Origin of the sequence: Geovibrio thiophilus, assembly GCF_004087915.1 — a bacterium.
Lineage (GTDB): Bacteria > Chrysiogenota > Deferribacteres > Deferribacterales > Geovibrionaceae > Geovibrio > Geovibrio thiophilus.
This window is the reverse complement of record NZ_CP035108.1, coordinates 2,443,725-2,462,799: the sequence shown is the minus strand read 5'-3', so window position 1 is coordinate 2,462,799 and position 19,075 is coordinate 2,443,725. Positions and strand designations below refer to the sequence as shown.

Genomic DNA, 19,075 nt, shown 5'->3' with positions numbered 1-19,075 from the left:
TCCCCTTGGATGTTTTAAGTTATATGATTCCCATGGCGAGCATAGCGTTGGCGACTTTTTTGAAGCCTGCGATGTTCGCGCCTGTCACATAGTTCCCGGGTGAGCCGTATTCGTCCGCAGCGGTCATTACGTCCGTGTGGATATTCTTCATTATATTACGCAGACGCTCTTCCGTATACTCGAAATTCCATGAGTCACGGCTTGCGTTCTGCTGCATCTCAAGGGCGGATGTGGCTACACCGCCGGCATTTGCAGCCTTGCCGGGACCGTAGAGAATGCCCGAGTCAATGAACACCTTAACGCCTTCGGGGGTGGTGGGCATGTTGGCGCCTTCACCTATGGCGAGGAGACCGTTTTTGACGAGTATCTGCGCGTCTTTGCCGTTAAGCTCATTCTGAGTGGCGGAGGGCATGGCAACCTGACAGGGTATCTCCCATATGTTGCCTTTTTCACGGTAGACAGCGTCCTTGTGGTATGCGCAGTAATCCTTTATTCTTCTTCTTTCAACTTCCTTAAGCTGCTGAACAAGCTCAAGGTCTATGCCCTTTTCATGGTAAATCACGCCGCCGGAATCGGAAAGTGCAACGACCCTGCCGCCGAGTTCGTGAATTTTTTCTATGGTGTAGATGGCAACGTTTCCTGAACCTGAAACAACGCAGGTTTTGCCTTCAAAGCTTTCTTTTCTTGTTTTCAGCATTTCATCCACAAAGAAAACAGCGCCGTAACCTGTTGCCTCCGTGCGCACCTTGGAGCCGCCGTAGCAGAGCCCTTTTCCTGTGAGAACGCCTGATTCGTAGCGATTGGTGAGCCTTTTATACTGACCGAAGAGATAGCCTATCTCACGTCCGCCCACGCCGATGTCCCCTGCGGGCACATCGGTATATTCGCCGATGTGACGGTGAAGCTCGGTCATGAAGCTCTGACAGAAGCGCATTATTTCGTGATCGGATTTGCCTTTGGGATCAAAGTCCGAACCGCCTTTGCCGCCGCCAATGGGGAGACCTGTAAGGGCGTTTTTGAAGATCTGCTCGAAGCCGAGGAATTTGATGATTCCGAGATAAACCGATTCATGGAACCTCAGCCCGCCTTTGTAAGGTCCGAGGGCGCTGTTGAACTGCACACGGAAGCCGCGGTTGATCTGCACTTCGTTTTTGTCATCAACCCAAGGAACACGGAAGATTATCTGGCGCTCGGGTTCGCATATTCTCTCGATGATTTTCTGTTCGGCGTACTCGGGGTGCTTCACAAGGACTGGTCCCAAGGTGTCCAGAACCTCTTTCACTGCCTGATGAAACTCCGACTCTCCGGGGTTTCTGGCTATAACCTGCTTGTAGATGGATTCAATTTTTTCGTGCATAATTCTGGTCATTCAAATACTCCTGCATCCGTTACATTTGTTTTTTAGGAAAACAATCAATAAATTTCCTGACAGATTCATTATACATGAAAACACAGTAATTGTAAGAATTATTACAAAAAAATAATATCCCTGTTTATAAATAGTTTATAATAATATCCTTATTAATCTCAATGGATAAGGTATTATAAACTAAGGGCAGATGCGAATATAGCGGTATAAAGTTATGTATGTTTGGCTGTAGCCTTATATAGTAATTGTTTTCTTTTGGGTTTATTTTCCGCTTCCGAAGTTATATTCTGTATCCCATGAAATTTTACAGCCTGCACAAAAAAGTTCTTATAGCGTTTCTGGCACTCTCGCTTTTACCTCTGGCGGTTCTGGGTTTTTACGCCGCGCGGAACCTCAGTTCTGTGGAGCAGTATCTGCGCAAAAGCGCTTCCTCCGCTCTTGAGGCTCAGGCAACCCGATCCCTTGTTCTCAGTGCGCAGACAGTTGCGGATACTGTGTCGATCTTTCTCAGAAGTGTAGAGAACGACCTGAACAGCTTTGTTCTTCTTGATGCCGAAGAAGCGGAATACGCCGACTTCTATAACAGACACAGAGGCACTGTCCGTGTTTGGGACAACGGAACAGAAAAATTTCACGATGTTCCGCTTTACAGCGAGCTCACTTTTATCAATCCCGACGGAACTGAGCGCATCCGCCTTACGGACGGAGTGCCTGCGAATGAACTGAGGAATGTCTCGGTTCCTGCGAATACCACATATAAAACCGAAGACTATTTTGTCCGCGCGCTGGAACTTCCCGACGGCGAGGTTTACGTTTCACGGGTAAGTGGCTGGTTTATCCATAAAAAAGAAGTCGAAAAAAATGGCGGCGATACTTGGTTTAGAGGAGTTATTCGTTTTGCCAGAGCAGTTTATGATGACAACGGCAGTCTGAAAGGCGTTGCCGTTATCTCTCTTGATCATCTGCACCTCATGGAGTTTACCCGCCACATCTCACCGGACGGAAAGGACAGCAGCAGGAAGGCATCCTACGAAAGCGCCGACTATTCCTTTATGTTTGATGACGAAGGCTGGATAATCACCCACCCGAAGCAGTGGGATATAAGAGGGTACAACTCCGACGGAACTCTCACGGGAACCAGAGGGGAATACAGCGCTGCAAGGCTTCAGGCGGGGGATGTCCCCTTTAATCTGTTCAAGACAGGCTTCATACATGAAAACTACCCCGCGGCGGCGTCAGATGTTACTGAGGGCAAGGGCGGCGTTGTGGATGTAACCAATGTCGGCGGCTCCCGAAAGATAATGGCTTACGCTCCCATACGCTATGCTTCGGGGGCTTACTCGGAGCACGGCGTCTTCGGCGGCGTGACCATAGGAGCGGAGATCAGCCGCTTCCACATGCCTGCTGTGAGAATCTCTGACGTTATCCGCGGCGAGCTTGACAAGTTCGTGAGCAGCATGGCTATTTTTGTCACTGTAATGGCGGTGATGGTGCTTGCTGTCGCCTACAGGCTTTCATGGAGCATAACTAACCCGATAGAGCGGCTGAATATCGCCATAAAGAGTGTCACCAAAGACGGCGCAGTGCCCAATGTTGACGTCTCCGGCGGGGATGAGGTGGCTCAGCTTACCAGATCTTTTAATGATATGGCTCGTGAGCTGGAGCAAAGGCGTGTGAGCCTCATGGAGTCCATGCAGAAGCTTGAGGCTTCCAGAGAGGCGGTGATTAGGGAGCAGAACTTCAAAACAACGGTTTTTGAGAATATAGAGACGGGGATCCTCACCCTTGATAAGGATAACCGCATAACCTTCATAAACAAACCCGCCATGACGATTCTCAGGCTGGCGAAGTCAGCGGAGGGCGGGCTTCTGGAGGCTGCGCTTGCGCATAAGCCGGAGGTCGTGGAGGTGATCAGGGAGTTTCAGTCCGAAGGGCGCACCAAACGCTGGAGCCGATACATAGACTCCGAGGACGGCGGACGCAACATGCACCTGAGAATAGCCGGTCTGCCCATGGTAATGGAGCATGCGGACGGAAACATAATTACTGTGGAGGATCTCACCGAAAGGGTCGGTCTGCGGAAGCAGATGGCGAGGATGGACAGATTCGCCTCCATGGGCAGGCTCTCGGCAGGGCTGGCGCACGAGATACGCAACCCGCTGACCGGAATAAGCCTCATGCTGGACGATCTGCACGACAGGCTCCTGAAAAACGACGCGGACAGGCAGCTTATCCAGCGCTCGCTTAAGGAAATAGAGCGGCTTGAGGGGCTTGTGGACGGGCTTCTTAATTTTGCCTCCGCAGTGCCGCCCAAGCTTCGCATGGCGAACATGGCGGATATTCTGTCCGACACTCTCTTCTTTGTGAAGAAGCAGTGCGAAAGACAGCGGATCACTCTTGAGACTGATGTTGAACCTGATCTGCCGATGATAAACATAGACCCGGACAAGATAAAGCAGGCGTTTCTGAACCTGCTCACCAACGCTCTGGACGCAATGAAAAGCGGCGGCGGTCTCCGCATTTCCGCTAAAAAAACGGAAAACGGCATAGAGCTGATCTTCAGCGATACGGGAGTGGGAATAAGCCCTGCGGATCTGCCTAATATCTTCGAGCCGTTTTATACAACGAAAGCGGAAGGTACAGGTCTGGGGCTTGCCATAACCCATAACATAGTTTCCGAACACGGCGGCAAGATAGAGGCGGAAAGCAGGCAGGGAACAGGCAGCAGGTTCATACTCTTTTTCCCTTTTGAAGGCAATCTCAAGTAAAATATTATAGATGGCGTAAATTCTCACCCTGCTGTATATAACTCACTTTACGGCTTTTCAGGGGAGAGAGGCATAAGACTATGGAAAAGATACTGATTGTGGATGACGAGGTTTTCATCTGCGAAAACCTCCAGAGGGTTCTCAGCGCTGACGGGTACAAGGTGTTCATAACCCACAGCGGCGAGGACGCCCTTGATATAGTTGTGGAGGAGGAGATCGACCTTGTTCTGCTTGATCTCAATCTCGGCTCCACCAGCGGGCTTGATGTTCTTAAAACTCTGAGAGACATTGACCCCGAGCTTCTCGTGATTATTATAACCGGATACGGAACAGTTGAAAGCGCCGTGGAATCGCTGAAAATGGGCGCCTATGACTATATAAAGAAGCCCTTCAAGGCTGACGCCATTCACCTCATTGTCCGTCTCGCCCTTGAAACTCAGGAACTGAGAAGGGAGGTTCGCCATCTGAAAAGAGGGAGCGGTGTTCTCTCCGCGGCAATGCAGATTGTCGGCGCCAGCGAAGAGATGAAGCGCATCTATTCGCAGATTCAGGAAGTGGCGAAGCATGAGACGGCAACAGTGCTGATCACCGGTGAGTCGGGCACAGGCAAGGAGCTGGTGGCAAAAGCAATACACAACCTCTCCCCCCGCAGCGCAAAGCCCTTTGTGGAGATAAACTGCGGATCTCTCCCGTATAATCTTCTGGAATCCGAGCTTTTCGGCTATGAAAAAGGAGCCTTTACCGACGCGAAAACCCGTAAAATAGGTCTTCTGGAGGAGGCATCCGGAGGAACTCTGTTTCTTGACGAGATAGGGGAGATGGACATGAGCCTTCAGGTTAAGCTGCTTCGTGTCATAGAGGACAGAAAATTCCGCAGGCTGGGCAACACCAGAAATATTGATATAGATGTGCGGATTATCGCCGCTACAAACAGAAACCTCAAGAAAGCCATAGACGAAAAGCAGTTTCGGGAAGACCTCTACTACAGGCTCAACGTTTTTCCCATACGCCTTCCCGCTCTCAGGGAACGCCGTGACGATATTCCCAACCTGCTTGACTTTTTCATAAAAAAATTCAGCGCCGACTTCAAGAAGAAGGTGAAGGACGTTGCCCGTCCGGCTCTCAACCTGTTCATGGAATACCAGTGGCCGGGGAATGTGCGTGAGCTGAAAAATGTTGTGGAGAGGATCTGCATCATGACCGACGCCGAGGTGATAACCGAGGATGTCCTCCCGCAGGAGATAAAAGGGAACAAGCCAAAGAAGGAGGCTCCGGCGGGGGTTGAGGTTCCGGCGGAAGGGCTTGTGCTTGAGGACGCTGTATCACGTTACGAGGAAGGGATAATAAGAAAAGCTCTCAGCATGACCGACGGCAACGTGGCTCAGGCCTCTAAGCTTCTCGGAACGGCTAGGGGAACACTCCGTTATAAACTGGAGAAGTATAAGATAGAGCACAATGATCATTAAACCGCTTTTATAAGTAAGAAACAGACCGACGGCAAACTTGGAATCTGAAATAAAAATAGATGAGATTGTATTGCTTCATCTGCAATGACAGTAGGTTATGCCGCTGCGAGGAGCAGTGCGGCGCAGCGGTTTCAGCTTTTTGAATACGATATTTTTATGCCCGCAGATAATAATATTTTACAACGTGCTGCGGTATTTGTTCTATTGCTCTGAAAAGGCGGAAATTTGCCACAGGGTATGAGAAAAACCGATTTTCCTGTATTTGCGGGAACTTATAACACCTATAGCCGAATCCGATGGCAGTTTTCCGCCCCTGATTATGTCCATAATATGTCCGTATTCTATAACGGAATTATAACTCCTGCGAACATTGAAAATCCTTTAATCCCATACCCGCAAGGCTCTCAGCGGTTGTTCATATTTTATGTCAGAGAAATTTCATAAACTGGTATGTGAGTTGCTTTTAAATATGACGGTTTTATAACTTTCATTTAGGAGTGGCTTTATATGATGGCAGCATTCTGGAACAGACTCTGGGACATGCACGACGATACCAAAGCTCTCGTGCTTTACAGCCCCAAGGCAATGCTCAAAAAGTTTGTCAACACACACTTCTCGTCTGCAACCGAGAAGGAGGAGAAAAGTGTTGACCTTGCGGACGAAATGTCCGATGCCCCGGCGGAGCACGCCCGCAGACTCAAATCCGGTCCCGGCGGGATCGAAGAGGGCGAACCGAGAGAATACTCGACAAGGCAGAAAATAGGTCTGTTTCTCGGACCTGCACTGTTTTTTCTTATGCTTTTTATCCCAACACCCTCAGGCATGAGCCCTGAAGCGCAGAAAATGGCGGCAATCACTTTCCTTATGGCTACGTGGTGGATGTGCGAATCACTGCCCATTCCCGTGACAAGCCTTCTGCCCATACCTCTTTTCCCCATAATGGGACTTATGCCCACGGGCAAGGCGACAGCTCCCTACGCAAATGACCTTATCTACCTTTTCATGGGCGGCTTCATAATAGCGCTTTCCATGCAGAAGTGGAACCTTCACCGCAGAATAGCGATGAACATAGTCAAGGTTGTGGGCTTCTCTCCCAGCAGACTTATACTCGGCTTTATGATCGCCACAGGCATAATCTCCGCTTTCGTTTCCAACACAGCGACAGCGGTCATGATGATGCCCATCGGTCTTGCCATCATCGCTCACGTCGTGGATGAAGGTAAAAGAGAAGGGCTCGACAAGGTGATAGATTTTTCGCCGGAGAAGTTCGCTTTCGGTCTCAACCTCATGCTCGGTATAGCGTATGCCGCATCAATAGGCGGTATCGCCACCCTGATCGGCACGCCTCCCAACACTGTTCTTGCCGGTTATCTGTCAAAAAGCTTCGGTTACGAAATAACCTTCGCCAAATGGCTTGTAATAGGCGTTCCGTTTGTACTTGTGACTCTTCCTCTCTGCTGGCTGTGGCTTATCAAGGTCGCAAACCCCATGAAGCTTAAAAAGGTTCCCGGGGGCAAAGATCTTATTGAGGCAGAGCTTAAAAAAATGGGCAAAATGAGCACCGGTGAACGCTGGACCCTGCTTGTTTTCTCCCTTACTGCTCTTGCTTGGATATTCAGAGCACAGCTTAACTTTCTCTTCCCCGATCCTAAAATGGTTACGGATGCGGCAATAGGCATGGTGGGCGGCTGTATACTGTTTCTTATTCCCATAAACCTGAAAAAAAACGAGTTCGTCATGGACTGGCACTGGGCGGCAAAAATGCCTTGGGGCGTCCTCATACTCTTCGGCGGCGGTCTCTGCCTTTCTGACGGGTTCAAGGTTACCAAGCTTGCTGACTGGATAGGTCTTCAGGTAGGGCTTCTTGAGCATGCGCCCATACTGGTGCTTGTTATAGCGGTCACAACGCTTCTCATCTTCCTTACTGAGCTTACGTCAAACACGGCGACTGCTGCCATGGTCATGCCTATTCTCTCAGCAGTCGCAATCGGTCTCGGTCAGAACCCGCTTCTGCTAGTTGTTCCCGCGGCTATTGCGGCTTCATGCGCATTCATGCTTCCTGTTGCCACACCTCCGAACGCGATTGTTTTCGGTTCGGGTTATGTGACAATTCCGCAGATGGCAAAAAGCGGTTTCGGATTGAACATCCTTTGCATAATTATTACAGTGATAGTAACTTATGTACTGGTTATCCCTTTCTTCGGTGTTGAAATAGGTGTTCTTCCCGACTGGGCGGTTCTGACAGAAGCTGTTACAAAATAAGACTTTTTCGGCAATTTGCCGCATCATCTTATCCCGGAGCCAAATCACGGCTCCGGGAATTTACCGGACTGGTGGCGGAAATTTGCACATGCGTAAAATAATCGACAGAAATGAGACACAAAAGACACCTTGTTATAAAATATAGATAGTTAAAATAAAACAAATCAGTTTATTTTGTTAAAATACCTTAATTCCACATTCATTTCTTATTTTTTAAGTTAATATTTCATGTGAATTTAATACCTTGATGTTCTATTTAAGATAATAGGCGAATTTCAGCCATTTCATTATATTGTGAGTTAGTTCTTGTTTACAAAATATTTATCAATAAAAATGATCGATAAAAGGCGAATTTCCGCCGTATTATGATGTTTTAATATGCTTCGGGATTATAACAAGATTATATCCCGTTATGGATTTAAAAATTTCTATCCCTTTTTTATAAGGTGTTTAGAGGTGTTATTAATAAAATATCATAAGATTATCAAGTAAATGGTATGTTTGTTGCTTTTGTAGCGCCAGTTCATTAAGTTTTGTTCAGGAGTGGTTTATGATGACAGCTATTTGGAGCAGGCTTTGGGACTGGCACGACGAGACAAAGGCACTCGTGCTTTATAGTCCCAAAGCATTACTCAGTAAGTTCCACAACCAACACTTTTCATCCGCTGATGAAAAGGAGGAAAAAAGCATCGATCTCGCTGATGAGATGGAGCAGGCGCCAGCCGAACATGTCCGCAGACTTCAGACCGGACCGGACGGAGTAAAAGAGGATGAACCCCGTGAATACACCAAACGCCAGCTTATAGGGCTGATTCTGGGACCTGTTCTTTTTTTTCTTATGCTTGCCGTTCACGCGCCTGCCGGCATGGAACCCTCAGCGCAGAAAATGGCGGCAGTAGCGTTCCTCATGGCGTGCTGGTGGATGTGTGAATCTATTCCGATCCCCGCTACAAGTCTTCTTCCGATACCGCTTTTTCCGGTTCTGGGCATAATGCCCACGGGCAAGGCGACAGCACCTTACGCCAGTGACCTCATCTACCTGTTCATGGGCGGCTTCATAATCGCGCTTGCCATGCAGAGATGGAATCTCCACCGCAGAATTGCCATGAATATAGTGAAAACAGTCGGTTTTTCGCCCAGCAGACTTATTTTCGGCTTCATGGCGGCTACAGCCGTTCTCTCCGCTTTCGTTTCCAACACCGCCACAGCGGTTATGATGATGCCCATCGGTCTTGCTATTATTTATCATGTTGTCGAGGAAGGGAAAAAAGAAGGTCTCGACAAAGTTATAGATTTTTCGCCAGAGAAATTCGCTTTCGGTCTTAACCTCATGCTGGGGATAGCGTATGCCGCTTCAATCGGCGGTATAGCTACTCTTATAGGAACTCCGCCCAACACCGTTCTTGCCGGTTACCTTTCCAAGACTTTCGGTTATGAGATTACCTTCGCAAAATGGCTCATTGTCGGCGTACCCATTGTGCTTGTCACTCTTCCGCTCTGCTGGCTCTGGCTTATCAAGATTGCTAACCCTATGAAGCTGAAAAAGGTTCCCGGCGGCAGGGAGCTTATCGATTCTGAATTGAAAAAGATGGGGAGCATGAGCACCGGCGAACGTTGGACAGCCCTTGTGTTCGCCCTTACAGCCTTTGCGTGGATATTCAGGGCAAAGCTCGCTTTTCTTTTCCCTGAGCCCAAGATGGTAACTGACGCTGCTATCGCCATGGTGGGCGGTCTGGTGCTTTTTCTTATTCCCATCAATATGAAGAAAAACGAATTTGTAATGGACTGGCATTGGGCTACCAAAATGCCTTGGGGCGTTCTAATACTTTTCGGAGGCGGACTTGCGCTTTCGGACGGCTTCAAGGTGACGAAGCTTGCGGATTGGATTGGTATGCAGGTCGGACTTCTTGAGCATGCGCCCATATTTGTATTGATAATTGCGGTCACAACTCTTATTATTTTCCTTACGGAACTCACATCCAATACTGCAACTGCGGCAATGGTTATGCCCATTCTCGCGGCTGTTGCGGTCGGTCTGGGGCAGAGCCCGCTTCTGCTCACTGTTCCCGCGGCGATTGCGGCTTCGTGCGCGTTCATGCTGCCTGTGGCTACACCTCCGAACGCCATTGTTTTCGGTTCGGGCTATGTCACTATCCCGCAGATGGTGAAAAGCGGCTTCGGGCTTAACATAATCGGCATAATTGTCACTGTGGCGGTTACTTACCTTATAGTCGTTCCGACTTTCGGCGTGGAATTAGGCGTTATCCCCGAGTGGGCTAAGGTTATTGCCGGGAAATAATAAAGTGCGCAACACCGGAAGTTTGTTCATCCGGTTTTGACCTCCATAAAGAGAGGGCGCCCTGAAGGGAGGGCGCCCTTTTTTAATGTGATGAAAGCGGGCGACGGGGCTCGAACCCGCCACCTACAGCTTGGGAAGCTGTCGCTCTACCTGATGAGCTACGCCCGCGTGTATAACCTGATCTTTATACCTTTCTTAAGAAAAAATCACCATAAAATTAAATAATTTTCAGATAATATGAAATGATTTGCAAGCGTTTCGCGCCGATGCTATAAACGTGTATGAAAACTTACAAAATCAGTCTCATTTTGCCTTCCGGCAGATTTTTCCGAAACTTATGAAACAGGCATTCATAGCGCTCCATCTTTCTATCTTTGTAGCGGGCTTCACAGGGCTTTTCGGCCGTCTGATCACTCTGGATGCCGGAGTCCTTGTCTGGTGGCGTGTGTTTGTCGCTGCTCTGTGCTTCTATATAATTCTGAAAGCAGTCGGAAAATTCAAACTGTACTCTCCTGCGGAGATTTTGCAGGCGGGCGCCGTGGGAGCTGTTATGTGCCTTCACTGGGTGCTCTTTTACGGCAGCATCAAGGCATCAAACGTGAGCGTCGGCGTGGTCTGCTTCTCGCTCACAGGGTTTTTCACCGCCCTTGTTGAGCCATTAATGCTCCGAATCCGTTTTAATTATAAAGAGCTTTTCTACGGCTGCTTCGCCGTGGCGGGTATCCTGCTTATATTCCATTTTGACAGCCGCTACAGGCTGGGCATAGGTCTGGGAGTAGTCTCATCCCTTGTCTGCGCTTTGGCTATCACGTTCAACAAGCTTGTTATCCCTAAGTTTTCCTATATTCCGCTGCTCACTTTTTATGAAATAGCGGGCGGTATGGTCTTTCTTTCATTCCTTGCTCCCGCATACCTGTATTTTTTTGGTGCCGGAGCAGTCATCCCCGATGCACGGAATATGTTTTTCATTGTAATACTCGCCGTATTCTGCACAATCGGATTGCAGCTTTTGCAGATTTATGCCCTGAAACGGATTTCTGCTTTCACAGTAAATCTTTCATACAATCTTGAACCTGTTTATACGATTATTCTGGCGGCGGTGATTTTCAGGGAAATGAGCGAGGTCAACGCCTCATTTTTTGCTGGTCTGGGAATAATCATTCTGTCTGTTCTGCTCCAGATGCGGGATGTGGTGAGAAAGGGAACATAAACGAAGGCAGGCTTATCTGCCGTCCGTGGCTGTAATTAATGTATAAAAGGCACGCTGAGCCTTGAGAGGGCGATGGTTTTCATTATTATATAGACCTCTGTTCCCGTTCTTATGCCGAGTTCCGATGCCGCTGAGCGTGTTATAGTGGCGTAAACGGGAACTCCCACATCCACAGTTACGGCAACTGCGCCGTCATCGCTGCTGTCCACGGCGGTTATCATGCCTTTCATTATGTTTCTGGCGCTTAAGCCCGTGGGCTTGTTCAGCGCGAGGGTTACGTCGTCCGAGTGAACAGCGACGCGAAGCTCCGTGCCTGTTGCGTATTTCGATGTGGGGATGCCGAGTCTGCCGTTTTCAAATGTGATGATTGAAGGCTCTTTCTCCGAAACAGCCGAAGCCCTGAGAACGCTGACTCTTCCGCTGAGACCGAGTATTTCTCTGTTTGCCGGGCGGGATACAGCCTCCTCCACAGTTCCGAAGTCGGTGCATCTGCCGTCTTTCATCAGCACTACGTTGTCGCAGAGGCTGAAAAGCTCATCTATCGAGTGGGTTACATAAAGCACTGGAAGCTTAAAAGTCTGCACCATCTTCCCTATGAAGGGGATAAGCTCCTCTTTGCGGTGAGAATCCAGAGCGGAAAGAGGCTCGTCCATCAGAAGGAAATCCGGTGACGAGAGAAGGGCGCGCCCTATAGCCACCCTCTGCTTTTCTCCGCCGGAGAGCCTGTGCGGTCTGCGTTTCAGCAGATCGCCTATTCCCAGAAGCTCCACAACATCGTCAAAGCCTGCTTTATGCCCGTTGCGCATGCTTCTCTTCATGCCGTAGCGGAGATTGGCTTCCACTGTCATATGAGGGAAAAGCCTGCCGTCCTGAAAGATATAGCCTGAGCTGCGCGCCGGAGCGGGGAGATTTATTTTGTTGCTGCTGTCGTAGAGGACTTTGCCGTCCAGCGACACATAACCTTCGTCGGGGTTTATGAGACCGGCGGCAATGTTGATTATGCTTGTTTTACCGGAGCCTGAGCGTCCGAAAAGCCCCGTGACCATACCTTCGTTCATTTTGAAGCTGACATCCAGCGTAAATGCCGGATAGCGCTTTATGGCGCTGAATTCAAGCATTAACCGCTCCCCTCAGCCTGAGAGCCGCTCTTCTGGAGAGGTATTCGGACGCGGCTATCGCGGCGATGGAAAGCCCGATTGAGATAAGACAGAGCCTCAGCGCAGCCGCCTCAGTGCCCGGGGTCTGGGTAAGGTTATACAGCGCAACGGGGAGTGTCCTTGTTTCGCCCGGAATGTTGGAGACGAAAGTGATAGTCGCTCCGAACTCGCCGAGGCTTCTGGCGAAGGCGAGCACTGTTCCGGTTATTATCCCGGGAACCGAAAGGGGAAGGGTGACCGTGAGGAAAACCCGCCATCTTTTAGCGCCGAGGGTTTTTGCTGCCTCCTCAAGCCCTCTGTCTATGCTCTCTATGGAAAGGCGCACACTGCGCACCAGAAGAGGCATGGACATAACAACAGAGGCAACCACGGCGCCCTTCCATGAAAAGGCTATGCCCGAACCGAAGATGCTTATAAGCAGCTTACCCATTGGCGCGTTGTCGTTAAAGGTTATGAGGAGAATGTAGCCAGTTACCACCGGAGGTATAACCAGCGGAACGTGTATCAGCCCGTCCAGCAGGAGTTTGCCGGGGAAGTTTTTGCGGGCGAGCAGATAAGCGGCGGCAACGCCGGGGATCAGACCGACGAGTACCGCCCAGAAAGAAATTTTCATACTGAGATAAATCGCCTCAATCTCTATCGGCGAGAGGTTAAACATTTTTATTTCACCGCGATAAATCCGTATTTCAGGAAAACTTCCGCAGCATAGTCTGTTTTGAGGAAATTGTAAAACGCTTCTGTCTCGGGAGTGCGTTTGCCTTTAACTATTCCCATGGGGTATATGATTTTCCCTGTGAGAGAATCGTCCACAAGGGAAATGACTTTCACCTTGTCGCTGATCGCTGAGTCAGAGAAGTAGACAAAGCCGTAAGGAACTGCACGTTCAACCATGGCGAGTGTGGCTCTTACGTCCTGCATTCTCGCTGCCTGAGATTCAATATCCTTCCAGATTCCCCAGCCTTCAAGAGCTTTCTGAGTGTATTTGCCTGCGGGGACATGCTCAGGGTCGCCCATTGCGAACTTTCCGCTGCCGATGAGTTTTTTCACCGCGGCGCCGTCAAGGTTTGCTATTTTACCTGTAGGAGATGAAACAGGAGCGATAAAAGCGAGCTTATTGGCGAGGTAGGGTATGTTTGTTCCTTCCTCTATTTTGCCTTTTTCAATAAGATAATCCATCCAGCTCATGTTTGCAGACACGAAAATGTCGGCGGGAGCGCCGTTTTCGATCTGCTTCGCAAGGGGACCGGAGGAAGCATAGGACGCTATAACGTTAACGCCTTTTTCTTTTTTGTAGGTTGCGATAATTTCGTTCATAGCGTTTGTTACTGAAGCCGCACCGAAGACCGTGACATCCTTGGCGAAGGCTGAAACACTGATAAGTAAGCACATTGCTATCAGGAGTATTCTCATAAGCTCTACCTCTTTGAAGTCGTTATGTATAAATGTATATAGCGTATGAGTAAAGAAAGTCAATGCTTTTGATTCATCTGCTTATAGTGAGTGTAAAAAAATGTAATAGGCATTGAAAATATGAAAACATATGTGCATAGTTATAAATTCGCATAGGTGATTGAATGACAATAATGATTGATATTAACAAGCACAGAGGACTTTTCATAATTTTTCTCGCAATGATAGGAGCCACTCCACCGCTGGCTACGGATATGTATCTGGCGGCGATTCCCGTTATTGCCAGAGAGTGGGGGGTCGGAGAGCATCTGGTGAATCTTTCCCTTGTGCTGTGGTTTGTGAGCTTCAGCTCCTCACTTCTTCTGTACGGTCCCTTGTCCGATAAATTCGGCAGGCGTCCGGTTCTTATGGGCGGGCTTTTCCTGTTTGTGGTTTCCTCCGTTCTGTGCACTCTCAGCGCCAATGTCTGGCAGCTCATAGCTTTCCGCATATTACAGGGGATGGGCGCCGCCGCTCCGTCAGCCATGGTTATGGCGATATGCAGAGACAAGTACGAGGGTGAGGAGCGCAGAAAGGCGCTCGCTTATCTCGGAACGGTTCTGGCTGTTGCGCCGATGGTGGCGCCGATGATTGGGGCATTCCTTCTCGGGCTGGGCTCATGGAGATATATCTTCCTCACTCAGGCTTCCATGGTAGCCTGCACGTTTGTTGTCTCGTTCCTGTTTAGGGAGACAATTCAGGATAGATACAGAGGAGAATGGTACAAGGTTTTTTTCAGATACCGCAATGTCTTCTCAAACTGGAAGTTTATGCGGACAAATCTTGCCTTGGGGCTCTCCGCCGGACCGCTGTACGCTTTTATAGCGTTTTCGCCTATTTACTACATAGGCATAAACGGATTTTCCGAGACCAAGTTCGGTTTTCTGTTTGCGTTTAACGCTTTCGGAGCCATGTTCGGGGCTTTTGTATGCACTCGGATGCTGAAATACGTCAAGCCGAATAAGCTGATAACAATATGTCTCGGCGGTGCGGTTTTTGCAGCAGGCGGGCTTTGGCTTTTCAGTTTTTCAGCGTGGTATTTCTTCACCTGCTTCACGTTCCTGACCACGTTTTTCATCTGCATGAACAGACCCCTGAGCAACAACCTGATAATTGAGCAGGTTAATACGGACATAGGCTCAGCGTCATCTTTCATGGTTTTCACGCAGCTTATGTTCGGTGCGCTCTGCATGTTCGCGGTGTCCGGAACCCACGGTCACCGGCTTGAGGTTTTTAACCTGCTGTTTGCCGCAGTAGCGGTGCTTGTGATGATAAGCTGGATCTTTATCAGGAAAAGACTGTCCTGAAAAGTTTAAATCAGTTTGCGAACTCCGCCGTTATGCTTTTCTCCTCCTCCTCAGTGAGGAGGACGGGCGGCATGAGCGCCTCTTTCTTTATCCTGCGCGGGTTCTTAATCCATTTCACCAGTATTTCTCCGTTCCAGCGGTTTCCTTCCGCCTTTACTGTATCAGCGGGATAAAACCCGCTGAACAGTCCGGACAGATTCGGCGCTGTGTCTCCGTGACCTGTTCCGCCTCTTTTACGGGTGAGCAGCCTGTGGCAGCCGCCGCATTTCTCCTCGAAAACGCTTTTCTTTCCCTGAGTGATGAAAACCACATATGGCGCTGTTCTGGAAACGCTTTTCGCGGAGCCTCCCGCATTGAGGATATATTTCACCGTATTTTCCGCTGTCGGATCGTTCATATGAAAATCGGGCATGTAATCGGTCGGCTTTATCAGTTTTTCCTTGAGTGTTTCGGCGGTTTTGCGCCTGCTTTCCGTATCCAGATTAGGGGCGACATCGTTCCCCCTGCCCTCTGTGATGTGGCATCTTCTGCAATGGGCGCTGTCTGCGGTTTTGCTTCCGTTTTCAACGGCTTTCCCGTTTATGATGAAGTCGGCGTACTTTTTCGTTATCAGTCCGCCGTGGGCTATGTTTTTGCGGGCTGTATCCTCATTGCCCCTGTGGCAGACGGCGCACGAGCCAGTTTTTTCATAATGGGGCTTGTGGCACTTCACGCACATCGACGCAAAGGACGGAAAGAAGGGGAGCGTGATAAAAATCAGAAGTAAAAGGGCACGAGCGACCAATTCTCACCTCTGAAAAACATTGCCACAGCCGTAAGCACAAGGACGGCAGCGCATAGAAACAGTGTCAGCCCCCAGACGGAAGCATCGTTTTTAGAAAACCATTCTGAGGTTTCCGGCTGATATTTTCTGCGGAAATCAGGCAGAAAGAAATAGAGTACGAACAGCACCGCAAAAGGGTTGAACAGCCACGCCTTCCAGCTTACTATCTCCTGAATCCACAGCAGGAACCATGCGCTTTTCGCAGGGTTCGGTGGCAGAGCCGGATCTGCCGGCTCCTCAAGGGGAGCCCCTGAGACAACTGCCAGCACAGCGGGGACTGTGACTGCCGCAGCCGCTATGAACCATGTGAGATTAAAGAGGAACGGGTCGCTTTTGGTCTTTGCCGTGTCTGATTTAGGGTGCAGACCGCCGTCCCTGCGGACATTGTACAGGTGGGCGGATATGAGAAACACGCACACAAGCGGAATAAGCGCTATGTGCATGGCGAAAAATCTTATAAGCGTCAGCCTGCCGCCGACATCATCCGGTGTGAGCAGCTTGCGTATGTACTCACCGAAGGGGAGAATATTCACCAGCTCCATTCCGGTTTTAGTAGCCCAGTATGAGAGCTGATCCATTGGGAGCAGAACTCCGGTATACGCTTCAAACACCATGAGACCGAAGAGAATATAGCCCAGCTTCCAGTTGGATGCCCTGACTGTGTATGTGCCCGTAAATATTGTTCTCACCATATGCAGTGCGATGGTTATGAGAAGTATGTGTGAGCTCCAGAGATGCAGGGCACGGATGAAGCGTCCGCCGAACACCTTCTCCTCAAGGTAAATGATGGATGAGTATGCGGACGATGCTTCGGGTGAATAGTAGAAAAGCAGCAGAACTCCCGTTACGCACAGGCTGAGGAAGAGAGCGGTTATCAGCCCGCCCATAAGGAGAGTTCCGTTTACCGCAGCCCTGCTGAATGTTTTAGGATAAAGATGAATAAGATAACGCTTAATCACGCGTTCACCTGTCTGTAAACGGTTATCTGTCCATCCCTTATTTCTGTTCTGTATGTATCGAGCCTGCGTTCGGCGGGACCCTGAACAACTGTGCCGTCGAGGGCGAATATGCTTCCATGGCAAGGGCAGGCGAACCTGTCTCCGTCGAGGGCTATTGTACAGCCCAGATGGGTGCACACGAGCGACATGGCGGTTATTTCGCCGTCCATCCGCATTACGGCTGTGTTTTTATCGGGAAAGATAACGGCTCCGCCTTCAGGAACGTCCGCTTCCTGTGCCTGAATCAGTATTTCGCCGCCCGAGCTTTCGGGGGTAAGGAATCTGTAAATAAACCAGAGGGAAAAGGCGGAAGCGGCAAGTCCTGCCAGCCGACCTAAAAATCCCCTTCTGGAGATGTTTTTTTGTTCTGTCATTCAAACAGTCCCGAAAAAAAGTGATGCCGCAGACGGGGTTTGCCCGCCCGCGGCTGTCTGATTTAGTAATGAATCATAATATAGTCTGTAAATTTCTGAGTGTAAACACCTGCGTGGAGAATAAGATGACGCAGGAAGTATCCGCCGGCGAGAACAAGCAGCTCAAAGAAAACCAGCTTGCCGCCGCTCACATGGAGCTTGCCCGCCTCAACAAAAGCGAACACCACGGCGGGAACCACGAGACCGAGCAGCACAAGGAACACCCAAAACTCAACCGCGAACTCTCCGGTGAGGAGGGCAAGGGCAGAGAACTTCATCTCAGGCACGCCCTGAAGGGCTATGAGAAGCATGCCTATGAGCAGCAGTATCTCAAGCATTATCAGGTAGAAATGCGTGGTTTCGATTTTCGCCAGATGAGCCTCCTCTTTAAAAAAGAGCTCCTTTACCACCATAGCGCCTGAAATCCCTGTGGACGAGGCGGAGATTATGAAAAGGATCGGCAGCGCAGTCTGATGCCAGAAGGGGATAGCCTTCAGAACACCGAGGAGAACCGCTGTATAGCCCGCCGTGAGTATGCCGGTGATGATCAGCGCCCAGTTCATGAAGCCGCTTGCGGCAAGGGGTTTGAAGATTTTCAGAAATCCAGCTTTCTTGATGAACCAGTCTAGTATGCCGAGGTTGTAAGCACCGTAAAGGAGCGAAAGTATTGTGAAGATAGTAAGTATAAGCGTACCCCACATGATCGCGGAGGTAGTGTTGACAAACAGCAGCAGGAGAAGCCACGGCTTGTACATCCCCTGACCGAGGTCGATGTAGAGGAAGAATATACCTATGGATACAAGGGGCATGCCTATCACGCTTGCCGCTTTTATGAATGATAAATATTTCTGTCTGTCGTACATGTCCGCAAGGGACGCCACAACAATGGAGCCGGCGCCCACACCCGCGAGGAACAGATAGACCGCTATGTACCAATGGAAACCTGTCTGAAATTCCATTTTGTCCTCCTACTTCTGGATGTAATAAATATTCGGCTCAGTGCCCAAGTCCTTACGGAGCGTCCAGACCCTGTACCTGTTGTCGGCGGCGTCTTTGAGAGCCTTGGAGATTTCGCTTTCAGGATCGTTTATATCGCCGAAAACCCTTGCCCTGCCGGGACATGTGGTCACGCACGCGGGCATGAGACCGTCATAAATCCTTGGAAGGCAGAAGGTGCATTTGTCCGCTACGCCAAGCTGATTGTTAAAGAACCTTGCGTTGTACGGGCAGGAGGGGATGCAGTAGCGGCAGCCCACACACTTGCGGTTGTCGATGTCCACAACGCCGTCCGCCCTTTTGTGGCTTGCCTTTGTGGGGCAGACCGTAACGCAGGGAGCGTCGTCACAGTGGTTGCACTGATGGGGCAGAAAGTGCATGCTGAGTCTTTCCGTTGCGGCGGGGGCTATGCCGGTGTCTATATGCGTACGGAAATCATTGTCCGGAATCTGCCATTCCGCCTTGCATGCCACCATGCAGGCTTTACAGTCCACGCATCTGTCCACTATGTAAGCCATTGCGAATTTTTTTGTTTTATCTGCTGAGTACATATTTTCT

15 protein-coding genes and 1 tRNA gene are annotated in these 19,075 nt (G+C 49.7%); 6 read left to right on the top strand and 10 right to left on the bottom strand.

The window, feature by feature from the left end; genetic code table 11:
* Positions 1 to 19: 19 nt before the first annotated feature.
* Positions 20 to 1,369 (bottom strand): NADP-specific glutamate dehydrogenase, encoded by a 1,350-nt coding sequence (gene gdhA / locus EP073_RS11400; RefSeq protein WP_128467272.1) that lies wholly within the window; start codon positions 1,367 to 1,369, stop codon positions 20 to 22.
* 296 nt (positions 1,370 to 1,665) lie between these two features.
* Between gdhA and EP073_RS11395 the strand changes: the two genes are divergently transcribed.
* From EP073_RS11395 to EP073_RS11380, 4 genes are all read left to right on the top strand, one after another.
* The gene (locus EP073_RS11395) at positions 1,666 to 4,137 is read left to right on the top strand and encodes an ATP-binding protein (protein ID WP_128467271.1); all 2,472 of its coding nucleotides are present in this window, start codon (positions 1,666 to 1,668) and stop codon (positions 4,135 to 4,137) included.
* An 80-nt stretch (positions 4,138 to 4,217) separates the two neighbouring features.
* Entirely contained in the window at positions 4,218 to 5,603 is a 1,386-nt protein-coding gene (locus tag EP073_RS11390; protein ID WP_128467270.1) for a sigma-54-dependent transcriptional regulator, read from the top strand.
* Positions 5,604 to 6,110: 507 nt separating this feature from the next.
* Positions 6,111 to 7,865 (top strand): SLC13 family permease, encoded by a 1,755-nt coding sequence (locus EP073_RS11385; protein ID WP_128467269.1) that lies wholly within the window; start codon positions 6,111 to 6,113, stop codon positions 7,863 to 7,865.
* 550 nt (positions 7,866 to 8,415) lie between these two features.
* Positions 8,416 to 10,164: an SLC13 family permease gene (locus EP073_RS11380; RefSeq protein WP_128467268.1), complete on the top strand. Its 1,749-nt coding sequence runs from the start codon at positions 8,416 to 8,418 to the stop codon at positions 10,162 to 10,164.
* A 95-nt stretch (positions 10,165 to 10,259) separates the two neighbouring features.
* On the opposite strand, the gene EP073_RS11375 is transcribed toward EP073_RS11380, so the two are convergent.
* Positions 10,260 to 10,332 (bottom strand) — tRNA-Gly (locus tag EP073_RS11375).
* A gap of 169 nt (positions 10,333 to 10,501) precedes the next feature.
* Here EP073_RS11375 and EP073_RS11370 point away from each other — a divergent pair.
* Positions 10,502 to 11,374 carry a DMT family transporter gene (locus EP073_RS11370; protein ID WP_128467267.1) on the top strand — a complete coding sequence of 291 codons (873 nt, stop codon included), beginning with the start codon at positions 10,502 to 10,504 and terminating at the stop codon, positions 11,372 to 11,374.
* Positions 11,375 to 11,409: 35 nt separating this feature from the next.
* Here EP073_RS11370 and modC read toward each other — a convergent pair whose 3' ends face one another.
* The 3 genes from modC to modA are packed head-to-tail and all read right to left on the bottom strand — an operon-like array spanning position 11,410 to position 13,941.
* Positions 11,410 to 12,492 (bottom strand): molybdenum ABC transporter ATP-binding protein, encoded by a 1,083-nt coding sequence (gene modC / locus EP073_RS11365; protein ID WP_128467266.1) that lies wholly within the window; start codon positions 12,490 to 12,492, stop codon positions 11,410 to 11,412.
* Positions 12,485 to 13,189 (bottom strand): molybdate ABC transporter permease subunit, encoded by a 705-nt coding sequence (modB, locus tag EP073_RS11360; protein ID WP_128467265.1) that lies wholly within the window; start codon positions 13,187 to 13,189, stop codon positions 12,485 to 12,487. Before modB ends, modC begins: the two co-directional genes overlap by 8 nt.
* Positions 13,190 to 13,191: 2 nt before the next feature.
* Complete coding sequence (gene modA / locus EP073_RS11355; RefSeq protein ID WP_128467264.1) at positions 13,192 to 13,941, bottom strand: molybdate ABC transporter substrate-binding protein; 750 nt, start codon at positions 13,939 to 13,941, stop codon at positions 13,192 to 13,194.
* 164 nt (positions 13,942 to 14,105) lie between these two features.
* On the opposite strand from modA, the gene EP073_RS11350 reads away from it, so the two are divergent.
* A complete protein-coding gene (locus EP073_RS11350) occupies positions 14,106 to 15,287 on the top strand; it encodes a multidrug effflux MFS transporter (RefSeq protein WP_128467263.1) in 1,182 nt (393 codons plus the stop codon).
* Positions 15,288 to 15,297: 10 nt separating this feature from the next.
* Here EP073_RS11350 and extS read toward each other — a convergent pair whose 3' ends face one another.
* From extS to EP073_RS11325, 5 genes are all read right to left on the bottom strand, one after another.
* On the bottom strand, positions 15,298 to 16,071 hold the full coding sequence (extS, locus tag EP073_RS11345) for a selenite/tellurite reduction operon c-type cytochrome lipoprotein ExtS (protein WP_128467262.1): 774 nt from the start codon (positions 16,069 to 16,071) through the stop codon (positions 15,298 to 15,300).
* Entirely contained in the window at positions 16,044 to 17,069 is a 1,026-nt protein-coding gene (locus tag EP073_RS11340) for a cytochrome b N-terminal domain-containing protein (protein ID WP_128467261.1), read from the bottom strand. Before EP073_RS11340 ends, extS begins: the two co-directional genes overlap by 28 nt.
* On the bottom strand, positions 17,066 to 17,482 hold the full coding sequence (locus EP073_RS11335; RefSeq protein ID WP_128467260.1) for a QcrA and Rieske domain-containing protein: 417 nt from the start codon (positions 17,480 to 17,482) through the stop codon (positions 17,066 to 17,068). Before EP073_RS11335 ends, EP073_RS11340 begins: the two co-directional genes overlap by 4 nt.
* 62 nt (positions 17,483 to 17,544) lie before the next feature.
* Positions 17,545 to 18,480: an NrfD/PsrC family molybdoenzyme membrane anchor subunit gene (gene nrfD, locus EP073_RS11330; RefSeq protein ID WP_128467259.1), complete on the bottom strand. Its 936-nt coding sequence runs from the start codon at positions 18,478 to 18,480 to the stop codon at positions 17,545 to 17,547.
* A gap of 9 nt (positions 18,481 to 18,489) precedes the next feature.
* The gene (locus tag EP073_RS11325) at positions 18,490 to 19,068 is read right to left on the bottom strand and encodes a 4Fe-4S dicluster domain-containing protein (protein WP_128467258.1); all 579 of its coding nucleotides are present in this window, start codon (positions 19,066 to 19,068) and stop codon (positions 18,490 to 18,492) included.
* Positions 19,069 to 19,075: the final 7 nt, after the last annotated feature.

Bases quoted from the DNA above. Each gene is read 5' to 3' on its own strand.
- gdhA (WP_128467272.1), bottom strand. From the start codon at position 1,369: ATGACCAGAATTATGCACGAAAAAATTGAATCCATCTACAAGCAGGTT.
- EP073_RS11395 (WP_128467271.1), top strand. From the start codon at position 1,666: ATGAAATTTTACAGCCTGCACAAAAAAGTTCTTATAGCGTTTCTGGCA.
- EP073_RS11390 (WP_128467270.1), top strand. From the start codon at position 4,218: ATGGAAAAGATACTGATTGTGGATGACGAGGTTTTCATCTGCGAAAAC.
- EP073_RS11385 (WP_128467269.1), top strand. From the start codon at position 6,111: ATGATGGCAGCATTCTGGAACAGACTCTGGGACATGCACGACGATACC.
- EP073_RS11380 (WP_128467268.1), top strand. From the start codon at position 8,416: ATGATGACAGCTATTTGGAGCAGGCTTTGGGACTGGCACGACGAGACA.
- EP073_RS11370 (WP_128467267.1), top strand. From the start codon at position 10,502: ATGAAACAGGCATTCATAGCGCTCCATCTTTCTATCTTTGTAGCGGGC.
- modC (WP_128467266.1), bottom strand. From the start codon at position 12,492: ATGCTTGAATTCAGCGCCATAAAGCGCTATCCGGCATTTACGCTGGAT.
- modB (WP_128467265.1), bottom strand. From the start codon at position 13,189: ATGTTTAACCTCTCGCCGATAGAGATTGAGGCGATTTATCTCAGTATG.
- modA (WP_128467264.1), bottom strand. From the start codon at position 13,941: ATGAGAATACTCCTGATAGCAATGTGCTTACTTATCAGTGTTTCAGCC.
- EP073_RS11350 (WP_128467263.1), top strand. From the start codon at position 14,106: ATGACAATAATGATTGATATTAACAAGCACAGAGGACTTTTCATAATT.
- EP073_RS11335 (WP_128467260.1), bottom strand. From the start codon at position 17,482: ATGACAGAACAAAAAAACATCTCCAGAAGGGGATTTTTAGGTCGGCTG.
- nrfD (WP_128467259.1), bottom strand. From the start codon at position 18,480: ATGGAATTTCAGACAGGTTTCCATTGGTACATAGCGGTCTATCTGTTC.
- EP073_RS11325 (WP_128467258.1), bottom strand. From the start codon at position 19,068: ATGTACTCAGCAGATAAAACAAAAAAATTCGCAATGGCTTACATAGTG.